The organism is Ruegeria sp. CDSB117 (genome assembly GCF_059611005.1).
Map to the genome: position 1 here is coordinate 1 of NZ_JBXWOS010000004.1, position 16,846 is coordinate 16,846.

The 16,846-nt window shown below is 58.5% G+C and carries 18 protein-coding genes; 12 read left to right on the top strand and 6 right to left on the bottom strand.

Going from position 1 to position 16,846, the window contains the following annotated elements; all coding sequences use genetic code 11:
* Window positions 1-84: 84 nt before the first annotated feature.
* Complete coding sequence (locus AC2FJC_RS06300) at window positions 85-1,194, bottom strand: CaiB/BaiF CoA transferase family protein (protein ID WP_496738835.1); 1,110 nt, start codon at window positions 1,192-1,194, stop codon at window positions 85-87.
* A gap of 339 nt (window positions 1,195-1,533) precedes the next feature.
* On the opposite strand from AC2FJC_RS06300, the gene AC2FJC_RS06305 reads away from it, so the two are divergent.
* The 6 genes from AC2FJC_RS06305 to uvrC all read left to right on the top strand — a co-directional run bounded on the left by AC2FJC_RS06305 (window position 1,534) and on the right by uvrC (window position 8,220).
* Entirely contained in the window at window positions 1,534-2,463 is a 930-nt protein-coding gene (locus tag AC2FJC_RS06305; RefSeq protein ID WP_496738836.1) for an ABC transporter ATP-binding protein, read from the top strand.
* A complete protein-coding gene (locus AC2FJC_RS06310) occupies window positions 2,460-3,221 on the top strand; it encodes an ABC transporter permease (RefSeq protein ID WP_496727270.1) in 762 nt (253 codons plus the stop codon). Before AC2FJC_RS06305 ends, AC2FJC_RS06310 begins: the two co-directional genes overlap by 4 nt.
* A gap of 104 nt (window positions 3,222-3,325) precedes the next feature.
* Window positions 3,326-4,123, top strand: coding sequence for a S49 family peptidase (locus AC2FJC_RS06315; RefSeq protein ID WP_496738837.1), 798 nt, complete (start codon window positions 3,326-3,328; stop codon window positions 4,121-4,123).
* 168 nt (window positions 4,124-4,291) lie between these two features.
* The gene (locus AC2FJC_RS06320; protein WP_058273628.1) at window positions 4,292-5,254 is read left to right on the top strand and encodes a calcium/sodium antiporter; all 963 of its coding nucleotides are present in this window, start codon (window positions 4,292-4,294) and stop codon (window positions 5,252-5,254) included.
* Between the two features lie 21 nt (window positions 5,255-5,275).
* The gene (locus AC2FJC_RS06325; RefSeq protein WP_496738838.1) at window positions 5,276-6,055 is read left to right on the top strand and encodes an SDR family oxidoreductase; all 780 of its coding nucleotides are present in this window, start codon (window positions 5,276-5,278) and stop codon (window positions 6,053-6,055) included.
* Between the two features lie 326 nt (window positions 6,056-6,381).
* Window positions 6,382-8,220 (top strand): excinuclease ABC subunit UvrC, encoded by a 1,839-nt coding sequence (uvrC, locus tag AC2FJC_RS06330; RefSeq protein WP_496738839.1) that lies wholly within the window; start codon window positions 6,382-6,384, stop codon window positions 8,218-8,220.
* Here the strand turns inward: uvrC and AC2FJC_RS06335 are convergent.
* Window positions 8,217-9,101 carry a DMT family transporter gene (locus AC2FJC_RS06335; protein ID WP_496738840.1) on the bottom strand — a complete coding sequence of 295 codons (885 nt, stop codon included), beginning with the start codon at window positions 9,099-9,101 and terminating at the stop codon, window positions 8,217-8,219. The two genes, uvrC and AC2FJC_RS06335, sit on opposite strands and share 4 nt — an antisense overlap.
* Before the next feature lie 178 nt (window positions 9,102-9,279).
* On the opposite strand from AC2FJC_RS06335, the gene pgsA reads away from it, so the two are divergent.
* From pgsA to AC2FJC_RS06350, 3 genes are read left to right on the top strand one after another with little or no spacing between them, the layout of a single operon-like run.
* Window positions 9,280-9,948 (top strand): CDP-diacylglycerol--glycerol-3-phosphate 3-phosphatidyltransferase, encoded by a 669-nt coding sequence (gene pgsA / locus AC2FJC_RS06340; protein WP_496738841.1) that lies wholly within the window; start codon window positions 9,280-9,282, stop codon window positions 9,946-9,948.
* Between the two features lie 3 nt (window positions 9,949-9,951).
* The gene (gene moaD / locus AC2FJC_RS06345) at window positions 9,952-10,197 is read left to right on the top strand and encodes a molybdopterin converting factor subunit 1 (protein WP_496738842.1); all 246 of its coding nucleotides are present in this window, start codon (window positions 9,952-9,954) and stop codon (window positions 10,195-10,197) included.
* A 4-nt stretch (window positions 10,198-10,201) separates the two neighbouring features.
* Window positions 10,202-10,645 (top strand): molybdenum cofactor biosynthesis protein MoaE, encoded by a 444-nt coding sequence (locus AC2FJC_RS06350; RefSeq protein WP_282121369.1) that lies wholly within the window; start codon window positions 10,202-10,204, stop codon window positions 10,643-10,645.
* A gap of 49 nt (window positions 10,646-10,694) precedes the next feature.
* Here AC2FJC_RS06350 and AC2FJC_RS06355 read toward each other — a convergent pair whose 3' ends face one another.
* The 4 genes from AC2FJC_RS06355 to ubiA all read right to left on the bottom strand — a co-directional run bounded on the left by AC2FJC_RS06355 (window position 10,695) and on the right by ubiA (window position 14,682).
* Entirely contained in the window at window positions 10,695-11,225 is a 531-nt protein-coding gene (locus tag AC2FJC_RS06355; protein ID WP_496727282.1) for a hypothetical protein, read from the bottom strand.
* Window positions 11,226-11,397: 172 nt separating this feature from the next.
* The gene (locus AC2FJC_RS06360) at window positions 11,398-11,718 is read right to left on the bottom strand and encodes a hypothetical protein (protein WP_058273621.1); all 321 of its coding nucleotides are present in this window, start codon (window positions 11,716-11,718) and stop codon (window positions 11,398-11,400) included.
* A gap of 1 nt (window position 11,719) precedes the next feature.
* Window positions 11,720-13,654, bottom strand: coding sequence for an OmpA family protein (locus AC2FJC_RS06365; RefSeq protein ID WP_496738843.1), 1,935 nt, complete (start codon window positions 13,652-13,654; stop codon window positions 11,720-11,722).
* Between the two features lie 65 nt (window positions 13,655-13,719).
* Window positions 13,720-14,682: a 4-hydroxybenzoate octaprenyltransferase gene (ubiA, locus tag AC2FJC_RS06370; protein ID WP_496738844.1), complete on the bottom strand. Its 963-nt coding sequence runs from the start codon at window positions 14,680-14,682 to the stop codon at window positions 13,720-13,722.
* Window positions 14,683-14,694: 12 nt separating this feature from the next.
* Between ubiA and AC2FJC_RS06375 the strand changes: the two genes are divergently transcribed.
* From AC2FJC_RS06375 to AC2FJC_RS06385, 3 genes are read left to right on the top strand one after another with little or no spacing between them, the layout of a single operon-like run.
* Window positions 14,695-15,420, top strand: coding sequence for a 16S rRNA (uracil(1498)-N(3))-methyltransferase (locus AC2FJC_RS06375; RefSeq protein ID WP_496738845.1), 726 nt, complete (start codon window positions 14,695-14,697; stop codon window positions 15,418-15,420).
* A complete protein-coding gene (locus AC2FJC_RS06380) occupies window positions 15,417-16,265 on the top strand; it encodes a GNAT family N-acetyltransferase (protein WP_496738846.1) in 849 nt (282 codons plus the stop codon). The genes AC2FJC_RS06375 and AC2FJC_RS06380 overlap by 4 nt, the downstream gene beginning before the upstream one ends.
* A complete protein-coding gene (locus AC2FJC_RS06385; RefSeq protein ID WP_058273616.1) occupies window positions 16,262-16,789 on the top strand; it encodes a hypothetical protein in 528 nt (175 codons plus the stop codon). Before AC2FJC_RS06380 ends, AC2FJC_RS06385 begins: the two co-directional genes overlap by 4 nt.
* Window positions 16,790-16,846: the final 57 nt, after the last annotated feature.

Consider the following 16,846-nt stretch of genomic DNA (forward strand, 5'->3'; position numbering starts at 1 on the left):
CCGAAGGTCTTCCTGTCAGCCATCGCACTCGCGGCTACCGTTCTATTCTGGTTGTAAATCAATGAGTCTGGAGCCTAGGATATTTTAGCCAGGTGAAGGGTCGGGAGGCGCGTTGGTGGACAGCTGATCCAGAATGTCCTGCCTGTGTTCGCCTCGGCGGGGGCTGGGTTTGGGCTGCCATGTCTCGGTCGAAAAGCGGGGTGCAGCCGCGGCCTGCAACGCGCCGTCTTGGTTGATCCAGGTTTGGCGCGCGGCGTTCATGGGATGGGCTTGCGCCTCGACCGGGTCGAGTACGGGCGCGACGCAGGCGTCGGATCCCTGGAACATATCGGCCCAGTGGGCGCGGGGTTTGCTGGCAAAAATTTCTGAGAGCCGCTGTGTGAGTTTGGGCCAAAGTGCCGGAACATATTGGTTTGTGAATTCGGGATCGCCTGAGAGCCCCAGTTTTTGCAGGAATTCGGCGTAGAACTTGGGTTCAAGACACTGGACGGTCATGAACCCCCCGTCCAGACACTCGTAGGTGCGGCTCCAATGCGGGCCGTCCAACAGGCTGTGACCCCGCGTCTCAGACAGATTTCCGGATTGACGCATGCTCATCAACAGGTTCATCATATGGGCCGATCCGTCATAGATGGCCGCATCAACCACGGTGCCCTGTCCGGTCCGCTGCGCGTTGAGAAGCCCGGCCAGAATACCAGCAACTAGATACATAGCACCGCCGCCAATATCCCCGACCAGAGTCGCAGGGGTCTGCGGGGGCTGGCCGGCGACCGAGGCGTACCACAAGGCCCCGGACAGAGAGATATAGTTCAGATCGTGCCCGGCAGTTGCGGAGAGCGGGCTGTCCTGACCCCATCCGGTCATGCGACCATAGACCAGTTTGGGGTTGGTTTCCTGAAAAGCGTCGGGGCCAAGCCCCAGCTTTTCCATCACACCTGGGCGAAACCCTTCGATCAGCGCGTCGGCCGAGGCGATCAGGCGTCTTGCGATGTCCAGATCGGCTGTATCCTTCAAATTCAGATCAATCGAGCGTTTGCCGCGATCCAGGACAGATTGCTGGGGTATACCCGGTGCAGCGGGCTGTCCCTTGCGGTGAATCGTGATGACGTCTGCCCCCAGATCGGCCAGTAACATGGCTGCAAAAGGACCTGGCCCCAAACCTTCAACTTCAATGATCCGTATTCCGCTGAGCATGGGCCTTCTCCTTTTGGCGCAAGTTTTCGGGGATGCCCGGGGATTGCAAGACCAGATTCTGCTGGCTGTGATAGGGCGCCTGTATCCGCCGCAGCGTTTGATGTTGGTCGCAATTGAACCGCACGGGGCCCGCAGCCTATCGGCAAGGACAACACTATGCGCGTTTGCCTGATGCGTGTTTGCTAATTGAGCATGTACAAAAGCGGATTACCGAATGGCGGCGGTGCCGCAGACCAGACACAGCCGCGCGCCCACAAAAAAGCGCAGAACAATGTGCGGAATTGACCTGTTCTGTGCCGGGCCGTCGGGGTAGTGTCCCCGCCAGAACAGGGAATGTGCATGACAACTATTCTGTCCATCAGGGATTTGCGTAAGTCCTATGCCGACGGATTCGAGGCGCTCAAAGGGGTGTCCTTGGATATCGAGCAGGGCGAAATTCTGGCGTTGCTGGGCCCGAATGGGGCCGGCAAGACGACCCTAATTTCCACCGTGTGCGGCATTACCACTCCGACTTCTGGCACCGTTACCGTAGGTGGGCATGACATCCAGACCGAATTTCGTGCAGCGCGGCGGATGATCGGGCTGGTGCCGCAGGAAATCGCGCTTGAGCCGTTTGAGAAAGTTTGGAACACGGTTCGGTTCTCGCGGGGCCTGTTCGGATATGGCAGCGACAACGCCCGGATCGAAGAGATCCTGCGCAAGCTGTCTTTGTGGGACAAGCGTAAAAACGCGATCAAGGAACTGTCCGGCGGCATGAAGCGCCGCGTGCTGATTGCCAAGGCCCTGGCACATGAGCCGCGCGTGCTGTTCCTGGATGAGCCGACCGCCGGCGTAGATGTCGAACTGCGCAAGGATATGTGGGAGATCGTGGCCGAGCTGAAAAAGGCCGGGGTAACCATCATCCTGACGACACATTACATCGAAGAGGCCGAAGCCATCGCCGACAGGGTAGGTGTGATCGACGAGGGTGAGCTGCGGCTGGTCCAGGACAAGAACACCCTGATGGCCCAGATGGGCAAGAAACAGATCGAGGTTATGCTGGCCGATCCTATCCAGGCCATTCCCGACAGTCTGGCTGTGCATAACCTGACGTTGAACGGCAATGGCGACGCGCTGGTCTATACCTATGACACCCACGCGGACCGCACTGGGATCACCACTTTGCTGAACGATGTGGCGCAGGCGGGGCTTGTTCTGCGCGACGTGCAGACCCGGCAGTCGAGCCTGGAAGAGATTTTCGTGAACCTGGTATCCGGAGAACCCGCATGAACTGGTCTGCCATCGCAGCAATCTACCGGTTCGAAATGGCCCGGTTCTTCCGCACTTTGGCACAGAGCTTTCTGTCGCCGGTCCTGTCGACCTCATTGTATTTTGTGGTCTTCGGCACTGCGATCGGCAGCCGCATCCAAGAGGTCGAGGGTGTATCTTATGGCGCGTTCATCGTGCCAGGGCTTATCATGTTGTCCGTTGTGATGCTGGCAATCTCGAACGCGTCTTTCGGGATCTACTTCCCGAAATTCCTTGGTACGATATACGAACTGCTGTCGGCGCCAGTGAATTTTATTGAGATCGTAATAGGTTACGTCGGGGCCGCCGCCACCAAGTCGTTGTTTGTCGGGCTGGTAATCCTGGTGACGGCCACATTCTTCGTGGACATACGCATCGAACATCCCTTTGCGATGGCAGCGTTCCTGATCCTGTCCTGCCTCAGTTTTTCGCTGTTGGGCTTTATCGTAGGGATATGGGCCAGCAACTTTGAACAAATATCTTTGGTGCCACAGCTGGTTATCACGCCACTGATCTTTCTGGGCGGAACGTTCTATTCGATCTCGATGCTGCCGCCTGTTTGGCAGACGATCACCCTGTTCAATCCGGTTGTTTACCTGATTTCCGGGTTCCGCTGGTCGTTTTACGGGTTGGCCGATGTCCCGATCGGATTCAGCCTGCTGGCGATTCTGGTCTTCACGGGGACTTGTCTGGCTGTGATCGGCTGGATCTTCAAAACCGGCTGGCGTATTCGCAGCTAGGGCGTTGCATTTTTGCCCGCCATGTGTGTGAATTTGGTTCACGTCACGTCTAAGGCTCGAACGGTCCCTTGTTTAGGGCTCAGCCGCACTCTACATCGGCACCCATGAAGCTCAGCCTGCCATTTGTCAAAAAGCAGCCCCTCGTGGCCGTGGTTCGCCTATCCGGCGCCATCGGAATGGCGGGGCGTGGATCGTTGAACGATACCGCGCTGGCCCCCGTTCTGGAAAAGGCGTTTCGCAAAGGTAAACCTGCGGCCGTGGCGCTTGAGATCAACTCGCCCGGTGGATCGCCGGTGCAAAGCTCTCTGATCGGGTCGCGAATCCGGCGGCTGTCGGAAGAGCTTGAGGTCCCCGTTATTGCCTTCGTCGAAGACGTTGCAGCGTCTGGCGGCTACTGGCTGGCCGCTGCCGCCGACGAAATCTGGGCCGATGACAGCTCGGTCCTGGGGTCGATCGGTGTGATTTCGGCTGGGTTTGGCGCGCATGTCCTTCTGGCGCGGCAAGGCATTGAACGGCGCGTACATACGGCGGGCAAATCAAAATCAATGCTCGACCCTTTTTCGCCGGAGAAAGAAGAAGATGTCGCGCGGCTGCAAGGGTTGCTGGGTGATATCCACGCGAACTTCATTGACCATGTCAAAGCCCGTCGCGGTGACAAGCTGGATCAAAGTGCGGATCTGTTCACGGGCGAGGTCTGGCTTGCCAGACGTGCGCAGGAACTGGGCCTGATTGACGGCGTCGCGCACCTGAGGCCGAAAATGCAGGAGCGGTTCGGCGACAAGGTGAAGTTCCGCCGCTATGGCCTGCGCAAACCGTTCTGGTCGCGGTTCGGGGCTACACTTGCCCAGGACGCCATAACCGGAATTGAGGAGCGAGCGGCTTACGCGCGCTTTGGTTTGTGACGTGATTGTCAAGATTGTCACCCTTTTCCTGATTGCCATGGGTGTCCTGGCTATGTTCGGCAAGCTGCGCTTTCCGGGGCAGAAGAAGTTGCAATCTGCAAGATGCCCGCGCTGTGGACGGTTCAGTATCGGTAAGGGGCCTTGCTCCTGCGAAAAAGGAGGCCGTACATGACGGCATGGCTGTTATCCGGCCTCGGCTTGCTGATCTTGCTTCTCGCAGGTGATGCTCTGGTCCGCGGCGCAGTGAACCTGAGCCTGCGCCTGGGTGTACCGGCCCTGATCGTCAGCCTGACCATTGTGGCCTTTGGCACCTCGGCCCCCGAGCTGTTAATCGCGATCAGTGCGATCAAGGAAAACGCGCCGGGGATTGCGCTGGGTAACGTGGTCGGGTCGAACACGGCAAACATCTTGTTGGTTCTGGGTCTGCCAGCCTTGCTTGCCACGCTGCACACCAGCGAATGCAACACCAGAAGAAACTATGTTTTCATGTTGCTGGCCACGGTGCTGTTCATCGGCCTGGCATTTTGCGGCGTGTTCAACATTGCCAGTGGTGCGATCTTGCTGGCTGCTTTGGGATTGGTCCTGCTTAACGCGTTCCGCGATGCGCGCGCGCATCGCAAAGCCTGCGGTGAAGCCTGCGCGGAAGAGGATGAGCTGGAAGGTCTGGAAGAGGCCGATCCGGACATGCCCTATTGGAAACTATCGATCTATCTGGTCCTGGGCCTGATCGGCCTGCCGATGGGTGCGCATCTATTGGTCGACAACGCCACCATCATTGCCCGCACATACGGCGTCAGCGAAACGATTATCGGACTGACGCTGATCGCAGTTGGGACATCCCTGCCGGAACTGGCAACGACTGTGATGGCGGCCCTACGTAGGCAAGCGGATGTCGCCTTGGGTAACGTGATCGGGTCGAACATGTTCAACCTTTTGGCCATCGTCGGTATCGCCACTTTGTTTGGACGTATCCCGGTGGACCCGGAATTCCTGCGTTTCGATCTGTGGGTCATGCTGGGCGCATCGCTTCTGTTGATCCCGTTCGTGTTCTTGAAACAAGATATCACACGCGGCTGGGGTCTGGTGTTGACGCTGCTGTATGCCGTCTACATCGTCTCGCTGTTGGCGTGACCTGAAGATAGGGGGAAATCCATGGCCCGAGCGTTGGTGACCGGTGCAGGTATTCGTCTTGGTCGGGCAATGGCCCTGTATCTGGCAAACCGGGGATATGACGTCGCCGTGCACTATGCGACGTCTGAACAACCTGCCGCCGAGACCTTAGCCGAGGTGCAGGCGCTTGGGCGCAAGGCGGTCGCCTTGCACGCCGATCTGCTGGATGAGGCGCAGGTCCTGACCTTGCTGCCCCGTGCGGCAGAGGCGTTGGGTGGACCAATCACCTGTCTGGTGAACAACGCATCGATTTTTGAATACGACAGCCTTCAAACCGCCACGCGGCAAAGCTGGGACCGGCATCTCGACAGCAACCTGCGCGCGCCATTCGTTTTGACGCAGGCCATGGCTGCGCAGGGGCTGAAGCCGGGCACGGACGAGGCGGGCGAACCTGTTGCCACCGGCCTGATCGTCAACATGGTCGATATGCGGGTGCGCAAGCTCACGCCAGAGTTCATGACCTATACGATTGCCAAAATGGGTCTGTGGGCCTTGACCCGAACCTCGGCGCAGGCGCTCACGCCAGCGATCCGCGTCAATGCGATCGGGCCAGGACCAACGATGCAGGGCCACCGGCAAAGCGAAGAACACTTTCAGGCGCAGCGTGCAAACACGGTTCTGGAACGCGGGTCGAACCCGTCAGATATCACTGCCGCCTTGGGCTATTTCCTGGATGCGCACGCGGTCACGGGGCAGCTTTTATGCGTCGACGGTGGGCAGCATCTGGGGTGGAAAACGCCGGACGTTCTGGGCCTTGAATAGGTAAAGCTGCTGCAAGTTTTGCACCGCTCTCGGTTCTGTTACCTGCTCGTTACAAAAATGTCTTTTTTTTCATACACTTGTCTTGTGAATGAAAATATTTACAATAAAAACAATAGGTTAAATATTTGCTTATTTTTTGTGCAAATCAAGGATTCCTTAATGAAACAAGGGAAAATCGCCAGGCTCAGAAACTTATCTTCACACTTATCCACAGAAACCGTGGATTTGTTTTCTCTTGATCTGAAGGCCACAAGATTGCAGCCATGGTCAGAGAATCATATCTCAGGCAAATGACGACAGACAGCGACCCGACCCAAGACACTCAAATGACCGGCTATGCGTGCATTCAGCGGTATCTGAAAACGCTGGACAGTTCACCCGGTGTGTATCGCATGTTGGATGCGGACAGCCGGGTGCTGTACGTCGGCAAGGCGCGCAATCTCAAAGCGCGGGTGTCGAACTATGCGCGGCCGGGACATTCGGGGCGGATTGAGCGGATGATCGCGGCGACAGCCTCGATGATGTTCCTGACCACACGGACCGAGACCGAGGCGCTGCTACTTGAGCAGAATCTGATCAAGCAGCTCAAGCCCAAATACAACGTGCTGCTGCGTGACGACAAAAGCTTTCCCAATATTCTGGTCGCCAAGGACCATGCCTTTCCGCAGATCAAAAAGCATCGCGGCGCAAAGAAAGAGAAGGGGACCTATTTTGGCCCGTTCGCCAGCGCGGGTGCGGTGAACCGGACGCTGAACCAGTTGCAAAAAGCGTTTCTGCTGCGCAATTGCTCGGATTCCATGTTTGATGGCCGCACGCGGCCCTGTCTGCTTTATCAGATCAAGCGGTGCTCGGGGCCATGCGTTGGCCTGATCGCGGAAGACGAATACAGCGAAAGCGTCAAAGATGCAGAGCGGTTCCTGTCGGGGCGGTCGACCAAAGTGCAGGAAGAACTGGCTGAACAGATGATGGCCGCGTCCGAGGCAATGGAGTTCGAACGTGCCGCCGGACTGCGTGATCGCATCCGGGCACTGACGCAGGTGCAGACTTCGCAGGGCATCAATCCGCGCGGTGTGGCTGAGGCGGATGTGATTGGCCTTTATATGGACAGCGGGCAGGCTTGTGTTCAGGTGTTCTTTATCCGCGCCAATCAAAACTGGGGAAACAAGGATTTCTATCCTCGTGTCGGTGCGGATGTGTCCGCGGCTGAGGTGATGGAGGCTTTCCTTGGCCAGTTCTACGACAACAAGGAACCGCCGCGGCAACTGATCCTTTCGGATGCCGTCGAAAACGCTGACCTGATGCAAGAAGCACTAAGCGAGAAGGCGGGACGCAAGGTCGAAATTTTGGTGCCTCAACGGGGTGAGAAACAGGAACTGATTGCAGGGGCCTTGCGCAACGCGCGGGAATCTCTGGCCCGGCGGATGTCGGAAAGTGCCACGCAGGCCAAACTGCTGCGTGGCGTGGCCGAGGCGTTTGATCTGGACAACCCGCCGAACCGGATCGAGGTTTACGATAACTCTCATATCCAGGGCACCAATGCCGTCGGTGGGATGATCGTAGCAGGTCCGGACGGGTTCATGAAAAATGCCTATCGAAAGTTCAACATTCGGGGCGACGACCTGACCCCTGGTGACGATTTCGGGATGATGAAAGAGGTTCTGACCCGCCGCTTTACCCGCTTGCAAAAAGAGGATCCGGATCGTGACAAGGGATTGTGGCCCGACCTGTTGCTAATCGACGGCGGCGCGGGGCAGGTGAGTGCTGTGCGCGAGATCATGGTTGAACATGGGGTCGAAGATATCCCTATGGTCGGTGTTGCAAAGGGCGTTGATCGCGATCACGGCAAGGAAGAGTTCCACCGTACCGGCCAGCGCCCCTTTGCCTTAAAACGCAATGACCCAGTGCTGTATTTTATTCAACGTCTGCGGGATGAGGCGCACCGGTTTGCAATCGGCACTCACCGTGCCAAACGGGCCAAAGCGGTCGGCGCGACGCCGTTGGACGAAATCCCTGGAGTTGGTGCCGCGCGTAAGCGTGCATTGCTGGCGCATTTTGGCAGTGCCAAGGCGGTCAGCCGGGCCAATCTGGCGGATTTGAAAGCGGTCGAGGGGATCTCAGCCGGGTTGGCGCAAAAGGTCTACGACTTCTTCCACGACAAAGGCTAGGCCTTGCGTCCGCGCCACAAGATGTACAGGCCCGAGGCCACGATCAGCGAACTGCCGATCCACATCGTCTGGTCGAGATCCTCGCCAAAGAAGACCACACCCAGGGCGACACCAAACAGCAGGCGGGAATAGCGGAAGGGCGTGACAGCGGATACTTCTCCCGTCCGCATGGCTTTCATCAAGGAAGCGTATGCGATTGCGCCAAGGCCTACGGCTCCGGCGATATGCAGGCTTGTGAGCAACGGCACTGGCGCAATCGGGGCCTGTTCCCAAAAGCTGTAGGCAAACCCGGCGACAATCACGCTGACAAAGCCGTAGAACCCTAAAACTTCGGTTCCAAGGCTGGCGGGTGCGACCCGGCTGGCCAGATCGCGACCTGCAAATCCCAACATCCCCAGCACGGCCAGCAGGGACAGGATGGTGAAACTGTCACCAGTTGGTTGGATGATGATCACAACGCCGATCAGGCCAACGAGAATGGCGCTCCAACGCCGCCAACCAACGGTCTCTCCGAATAGAAGCGCGGCACAGGCGACGACCACAAGCGGGGTGGCCTGCAGGATAACGGTTGCAGATGACAAGGGCGTCAGTGTGATAGCCAGGACGTAGAACAGCCGTCCGAGAATTTCGAACACCGCGCGGATTTTCATCGCGGGCGACAGAACATCCGGTTGCAACAGCCGCGTGCCGCGTGCCATCGCGACACAGGCAAAGATGAGCGCGCCACCCAATCCGAACAGGACAAGAATTTGCCAGACGGGCAAGGCAACCGCCGCCGCTTTCAGCAGCGCGTCTTCCAGTGCGAAACATGCCATCGCGCCGATCATCCATGCGCTACCGATCAGGTTGGCGCGCGCGTCGGTCTCAATATTCGGGGTCATCAGTTCGTCTTTGCCATTGGGCTTGGTCGGCTGCACTCTGACGACAATCCGACCCGGGGCCAAGGCCAATAACCGGTGCCGCGCCGGACTGCGGCGCTTTGACCAAGCCTCTGTGATCGGTACAGTTTTTTTCCGCCCCGTCTTTCCTGTCCCCGGCCAGCGATGTAGGGTCTGCTTCATGAAGTGGAACCTGCCGAATATCCTGACCGTCCTGCGCCTGCTGGCCGCGCCCGGTCTGGCCGTAATGTTTTTGTATTTCACCAGACCCTACGCGGATTGGTTTGCGCTGATCCTATTTCTGACGGCAGCCATTACCGACTGGTTTGACGGATATCTGGCGCGCGCGTGGAAACAGGAAACCAAGATCGGGGCCATGTTGGACCCGATTGCGGACAAGGCGATGGTGGTGGTCGCGCTGATGATCCTTGTGGGTTACTCCGCTGAGCACTGGACGCCCTGGCTAGTGCTGCCAGCGACGGTCATCCTGTTCCGCGAGGTGTTTGTCTCGGGCTTGCGGGAATATCTGGGCGATACGGCCGGAACGCTGAAGGTCACAAAGCTGGCGAAATGGAAAACGACCGCGCAGATGGTGGCGATTGCCATTCTGTTTTCGCAGGGGATTTTCGAGCACTATTTTGTGATGGCTACATTCGGCATGGATGCCGCAACGATGGATCAGGTTCTAACGGGTCAATTGGAAGACCTGAATCATATGCGCTGGCACCTTGAGGCGATGTTCTGGTCCGGTCGCATTGGGCTGTGGCTGTTGTGGATCGCGGCAGCGCTGACATTGATCACCGGCTATGACTACCTACGTAAAGCCATGCCCCATCTGAAGGAGAGCTAAGGGATGGACGTGCTGTATTTTGCATGGGTACGCGAACGGATCGGCCTGCCGAAAGAGCGGATCGAAACCGAGGCCGCAACCGTATCCGATCTGGTCGCCGAGCTGAGCGCGCGTGAAGACCGCTATGCTGCCGCATTTGCGGACCTGTCCGCATTGCGCGTGGCACTGGATCAGGAACTGTCCGATTTTGACGCATCGCTTTTGGGCGTGCGCGAAGTGGCTTTTTTCCCGCCGATGACCGGCGGCTGACACCATGCGCATCGCGGTTCAGGAAGAAGAATTTGATCTTGGGGCCGAAGCCAATACCTTCGCCGCCGGAGACGATGCCAACGGCGCCATTGTGACCTTTACCGGCGTGGTGCGCGATCTGGCATCCGGCGATCTGGATGTGATGGAGATCGAGCATTACCCCGGTATGACCGAACGGGCGCTAACCAAAATCGCCGAAGAGGCACAGCAGCGCTGGTCGTTGGGCGATGTGCTGGTGATCCACCGCCACGGGCGCCTTGCCCCGGGGGATCGGATCATGATGGTGGCCACTGCCGCGCGGCACCGCAAGGATGCGTTTGAGGCGGCAGAATACCTGATGGATTACCTGAAATCCCGCGCTCCCTTTTGGAAAAAGGAAATCACCACATCCGGCGCGGAATGGGTCGCAGCCAAGGATGAGGATGAAGATGCGCTGACGCGGTGGTAGGTTCTGTGCCCGGCACCGGATTATCTGGTGCCGGGTCTATCATAGCGAGTTAGGTGCTTTGTTCGGTGTTACACTGCCGTGCCGCTTCGATGGCTTTTTTAGTACCATCCAGACTAACGGTGAATGCGAACTCTTTCTTCGGAAACACGGTCATTTCGTATTTGTTCATGACGTCATCCACAAACTGGGCGTTGTTCGCAAGGATGTATCCGCCTGTATATCCGTCGGCGAGATGCTTAGTCTTCTTGTGCGCCTCAGCTTCGTAGACGTTGCCGTCGAGTGACAGGAAGATCTTTTCCTTCTTACCCTTCAGGCCAATGTCGTTCTTCGTGAACACACCAAGATAGCCCATCTCGTGGTCCTTGGTCAGACCCATCTGAACGACGTTCTGGTTTTCGTCCATACGCTCGATCAGGCAGGACCCGCGGGAGTCATCCACAAAGATGGTCCAGCCGGATTCTTCGCCCCAGTTGGTGAAGGTATCATTCTCTGAAGGTATCACGTCACTTGACGCCCAGACGGCGGCGCCGGTGAAGATGCTTAGAGTTGCAGCAGCAGTTAATGATGATTTGAAATTCATAGTACACTCCAATTTCCTGGATAGTGAACAGTGATGTGCATGTGTAAAAATGCACCAATTCCTAATATTGAATTTGTTGTAAGAATTGAAGGCGATTGCCTCGGATCGGCTGATTTGTGCCGAAGGTGCAGTCGGCCCCAACCGGGGTCAGCTATTAAGCCCGGGGCTGGGATCAATCCGCGTTGTTGATACGCCCGCGTAGTTCTTCGGCCTCTTGCCGCGCCGCGCGCAGGCCGTCCATGGCGGCTGCCAATTCGGCCTCGGTCTGGGTCAGCTGGTTGGTCAGTTCGGCCTCGCGCTGCTGCAGATAGGTGATCGCCTGATCGCGGGTTTCTTCTGCCTCGTGCAGTTCCTGGCTCATGCGGTCCAGATCGGCGACGTCGCTTTGGCGGACGCGCGACAGGCGATGGGCCAGCCAGTTGGCGAACCACCCCATGCAAAAGGCGGCAAACAATATGACGGCGGTCGCGATAATGAATTCGATTCTGTTCAACTTACTGGTCCCCTGCGCCCGAGTCGGTTTCCGCATCCGTTTCTGCGGCTTCGGCCTCTGGCTCTGCGTCTTGTGACGTCTCTGTTTCGTCTTCCATCGCTTCCAACGCGGTTTGAGATTCAGCGGTGGATTCGGGCCGGATCAGGCGGAATTCGATGCGTCTGTTTTCTTCGCGCCCGGTTTCGGTGTCATTGTCGGCGATTGGCTGGGTTTCACCATAGCCCAAGGCAGTAAAGCTGGCTGTGGGCACGCGCCGCGCGCGCAGCTCATTTAAGATGGATTGTGCACGCGACTGGCTGAGCTGCTGGTTCATCTCTTCGCGGCCCTGGCTGTCAGTGTGGCCCTGAATCTCCAACCGGATGGGTCCGCATTCCCGCAGGATGTCGGCGATCTGATTGACCGTATCGCGCGATTCGGCGGCGACCGTGGCAGAACCTGGTTCAAAGGCGATTTTGGAACCCGCCTGAACCTCGGCGATGCGCTCTTCGCAAACATCCGGGTCGGGCAGCTTGTCTGCGGGCTCGGGTGGCTTTTGATAGGTGATCGACAGGCTGAAATCTTGCGCCTCGCCCAGTTTTTCCGACAAAAGCCCCGAAACATATGCCCGGGTTTTGGGATCGTGGCTGATGCCGTTCAGAACCACTTCGTCCGGTGTCACGGTCAGCGCGCCATTGTGCAGTTGCGACAACGCCTCAAGCCCGCTGAGAACGCGAATGGGCCAATCAGCGGGCAGGTCAGGGGCGATGCGGGTGGCCGTATGAACGTGCTCGGAACCAAACGCGGCACGGGCATAGCTGTCGACCATGTCGCGAAGGGTTTCATCCCCCAGCCGGCCGCGCATTTGCACCAGACCTTCGGGGCTGCGTGTCACTGAGAATTCGGGCGGGCCGGATTGGTTTTCCGTTTCGGGTTCTGGCAGAACCGCGTGCAGGGCAAAGACCTCAGGCAGTGCGTTTTCCAGTTCGCCGATCACCTGGTCGAACACCGCGGTACTTGTACCTTCAGCCGCGACCAGAGTGATGTCGGCGTCCGATAAAGTAACCGTACCCTGACCGATGTCTGACAAGGCCCGAATGCTGAGCACAGCGGCATCAGGCCAACGTGGAGACGGTTCGCCCAGACCGATGGTGCAGGAGTACGGGCCATCCAGACCTGCATCCTGGGCGGCCGCGACGATCCGATCCCGCGCCTTTTCATCCTGGGCTGAGCAGGCGTCGAAACGCCCGCCGTTTTCGTCGATCAGATAACGCAAAGTAAAGGGCGTAATGACCGGGCGAGGTGCCGAGATGGACAGGCCAATGCGCAGGCTCGGCGGCGCCGCGCGGGTCAGTTCTTGTTCGAGCCGCTCCTTTTCCTGCTGACTGTCGGCAATTGTGGTCACCTTAACAAGCCCGGGGCTGGCCGAGATTTTAGCCCGAGGCAACCGGGTCAGCGCCTCGACCGCATAAGTAATTGCTTCGTCCCAGCCTTTCGGCTTTGGATAATCGGCGGTTTCCAACAAATCTGAGACCGGCCCGTCATTCAGTCTGCGCAATCTCTCTGTCAGCGCGTTGCGATCTTCGCTGGCCGGGATCAGGCCAATTACCGATATTCCGCTGTCATTGCGCAGAATCTCGGCTGAAAAGCGTGGCGAGGCCAGCTGCGTCGTGGGCGCGACTTCCATTTCGTCAATGACGCGCGAGGTGTCGACCTCGGTCCCTGCCGCTGTCAGAGCGTTGAATCGTGTGGCCTCATCCGAAGCCGTTCCGGTCAGAACGACCCGCAGCCCGTCCGATTGGACCTCGGCCCAGTCGTGACCCTTCAGGTCCAGCGCACGTCGCACGGCGAACTCAGAGGCCTCTTCGACTTTTGTCACGGCAAAACTTGCCGCCAACAGAGACAGCCCTGCGGACACAAGGAAGACAAAGGCAACGACGAAGACATAAGGCAGGCGCATGTGCGAACTATCGACTCCTCGGGTGAGTGTTCGGAACTCTTACAGAGGGCTAGGCCCGGGTGCAATCAGAGCAACAAGGCGACGCAAAGGAAGATCAGCGGAATAAGGCCGGTGTCACGGTTGGCGCGGAACAATTGCAGCAGTTTGGCGTTGTCTTCGATATCAAGTCCCCGCAATTGCCACGCCATGTGCCACCCCATCGCCCAAGGCCCGCCAAGTGCCACCACCAGGGCCATGATTGACGTCTGGGTCGTCGTGGCGTCGATGATTGCCAGTCCCATAAGCGCCACTGTGGCCATCAGGAAATACTTCAACCATCGCGCAGTGTCGGTGCCAAACAGCCGGGCGGTGGACTTGATCCCGACCAGTTCGTCATCTTCGGCGTCCTGATGGGCATAGATCGTATCGTAGAACAGCGTCCATGCGATCCCGGCTAGGTACAGCGTGATTGCGGGTATACCCACGGTTCCCGTGTGGGCAGCCCAGGCCAGCAGGATGCCCCAGTTGAAGGCCAGCCCCAGAAACACCTGTGGCCACCATGTAAATCGCTTGGCAAAGGGGTAGATCGTCACCGGCAACAGCGACAGTACGCCCATCGCAATTGCGGCCTGGTTGAAGGTCAACAGAATCATCAGCGCCAGCAGGCATTGCAGCCCCATCCAGATCACTGCCTGCCGCACGCTGACCTGACCCGATGGAATCGGGCGGGATCGGGTGCGTTCGACCTGACCGTCAAATTCGCGGTCGGTGATGTCGTTCCATGTACAGCCAGCACCGCGCATCAGAAATGCGCCGAACGCGCAGCCGATGGCGATCCACAGATCCTCCCACCGCGGGGTGCCGTCGCTGAGGATGGCCAGTGCCAATCCCCACCAGCAGGGAATCAACAGCAACCACGTGCCGATGGGCCGGTCAGCGCGGCTCAGACGCAGGTAGGGGCGGGTGAAAGCGGGCGCATATGTATCGACCCAGTTGCCGCTGACAGCGTCGGCAACCTGACCGTCTGGTGTTGGGGCATTGCCTTGCATATGTAAGGTCTCATGAGTGCAAAGATCAGACTGTATGTAGAGCACCCTCTGGGTCAGGGGCAATCGGTTCCTTTGACGCGCGAGCAGGCCCATTACCTGTTTGGCGTCATGCGCCTGTCCGTCGGTGGACAGGTCGCGCTGTTCAATGGGCAGGACGGAGAGTGGCTGGCCGAGGTAATAGAGGCAGGCAAGCGGGGCGGCGTCTTGTCCTGCGTTGAGCAATCCAAACCGCTGCAGCTGCCGCCCGATCTATGGTTTCTGTTTGCGCCGATCAAAAAAGCGCGCACTGACTTTATCGTTGAAAAAGCAGCCGAAATGGGCGCGGCGCGGATCATGCCGGTGCAGACGGAATTCACCAACTCGGAACGCATTCGTCAGGACCGCTTGCAGGCGCACGCCGTTGAGGCGACCGAGCAATGCGGTGGAACATTTGTGCCCGAGGTGGCTGATCTGCAGCGATTGGATCGCGTATTGGAAAGCTGGCCCGAAGGGCGGCAACTGATGTTCTGCGATGAGGCCGAGGTAGGCTCGGCCCTGCGGCTGGCGGGCAATGAAACGGACCAACCCTGGGCTATTCTCATCGGCCCCGAAGGTGGCTTTTCCGAGCGTGAACGCGCGCGGCTGGCTGCGCTGCCCTTTTCGCATGTGGTCAGCCTTGGCCCGCGCATCCTGCGCGCGGATACGGCTGCCGTTGCGGCGCTGACCATGTGGCAGCAGGCGCTGGGAGATTGGGCGTGAGCTGGCAAGAAGCGCAAAACGCAGATGTCCCAAAGATCGACAGGTTCCTGTTCGAACATATCCAGACGTCCATGTTCCCTCTGGCGAACCTGCGGGATTTCGGCTTGCGCGGCTCAGACCCGCGCGCCTTGAACTTGTGGACATTGGGTGATGGTCCGAGGGCGATTTTTGGAATCACAAATGAAGGTATGGTCCTGCCGCAATGCCCAGAATGCTCGGACGAAGACCTGAGCCATGCGATTCGCCTGATCCGAGGGCGCAAGTTGTTCGGTCTGGCGGCTGAGGCCACTCAAGCCGGTCGGATCATGCAGCTTGCGGGATGGGAAGACCGGCCTGCAACCCTAAACAGTGACGAGCCGGGATTCTCGCTGGATCTGAATCGACTTGTCATGCCGGACGCCACCGGCGCGAAACTGGTGCCGCTGGATGAACTGCACCGATCCCTAACAGTGGGATGGCGGCAAGACTATCTGATCGAAGCAATGGGCTTTGACCCCGAACGCGCGCAACCTCAGGCACAAAAAGATATCGCTGCCTATATCGAACGCGATTCTCATCGGGCCTTGTTGATGGATAACCAGCCGGTAGGAATGACCGGGTTCAACTCGCGTTTGCCAGAGGTTGTCCAGATTGGGGGCGTGTACACGCCGCCCGATCTTCGGGGGCATGGATACGCGCGACTGGCAGTGGCGCTGCATCTACGCGAGGCGCATAGCAACGGCGCAACCCGCGCTGTTCTGTTTGCCGCTAGCGATGCCGCCGCGCGTGCCTATATAGCAATTGGGTTCCGGCCAGCAGGCCACTATTCCCTGATTCTGTTCAAAAACCCCGAGGACACGGCATGAGTTTCATCCGACCCGAAGCCAAACTGGCCCTGTGGCGCTGGCGCGAAGTGCTGGTGGCAGGGGTCGTCTTGTTGGTCGGCCTCAGCTGGATCGGCGGACCCGGTGGATTGCTGGGTTGGCTGGGCTGGGTTCTGATCGCAGTCTCGGTGGCGCTGGCCGTTATTGGCATTCAACGTGCCCGGTTCCGAACCGGTGCAGGTGGCCCTGGTCTGGTGACCATCGATGAAGGTCAGATCACTTATCTAGGACCGCTGACAGGCGGCATCGTTGCGACACGTGAAATCGAGCGCCTTGCGCTGGACCCGACATCGTCCCCGGCGCATTGGATTTTGGATCAACAGGGGCAGCCGACGCTTCACATTCCTGTGAATGCGGAAGGTGCCGAAGCGCTGTTCGATGTGTTCTCGGCCCTTCCGGGTTTGAAAACTGAACAAATGCTGTCGGAACTGAACGGTGGCGCGACGCATCCTGTGGTTATTTGGGAACGTACGCCTCTGCGCCCGGCCCATTTGAGGCTGCATTGACACTGGCGCGGTTTAAGACCACGACTGACCAAACGACAGACACATCAGGATCGGAGC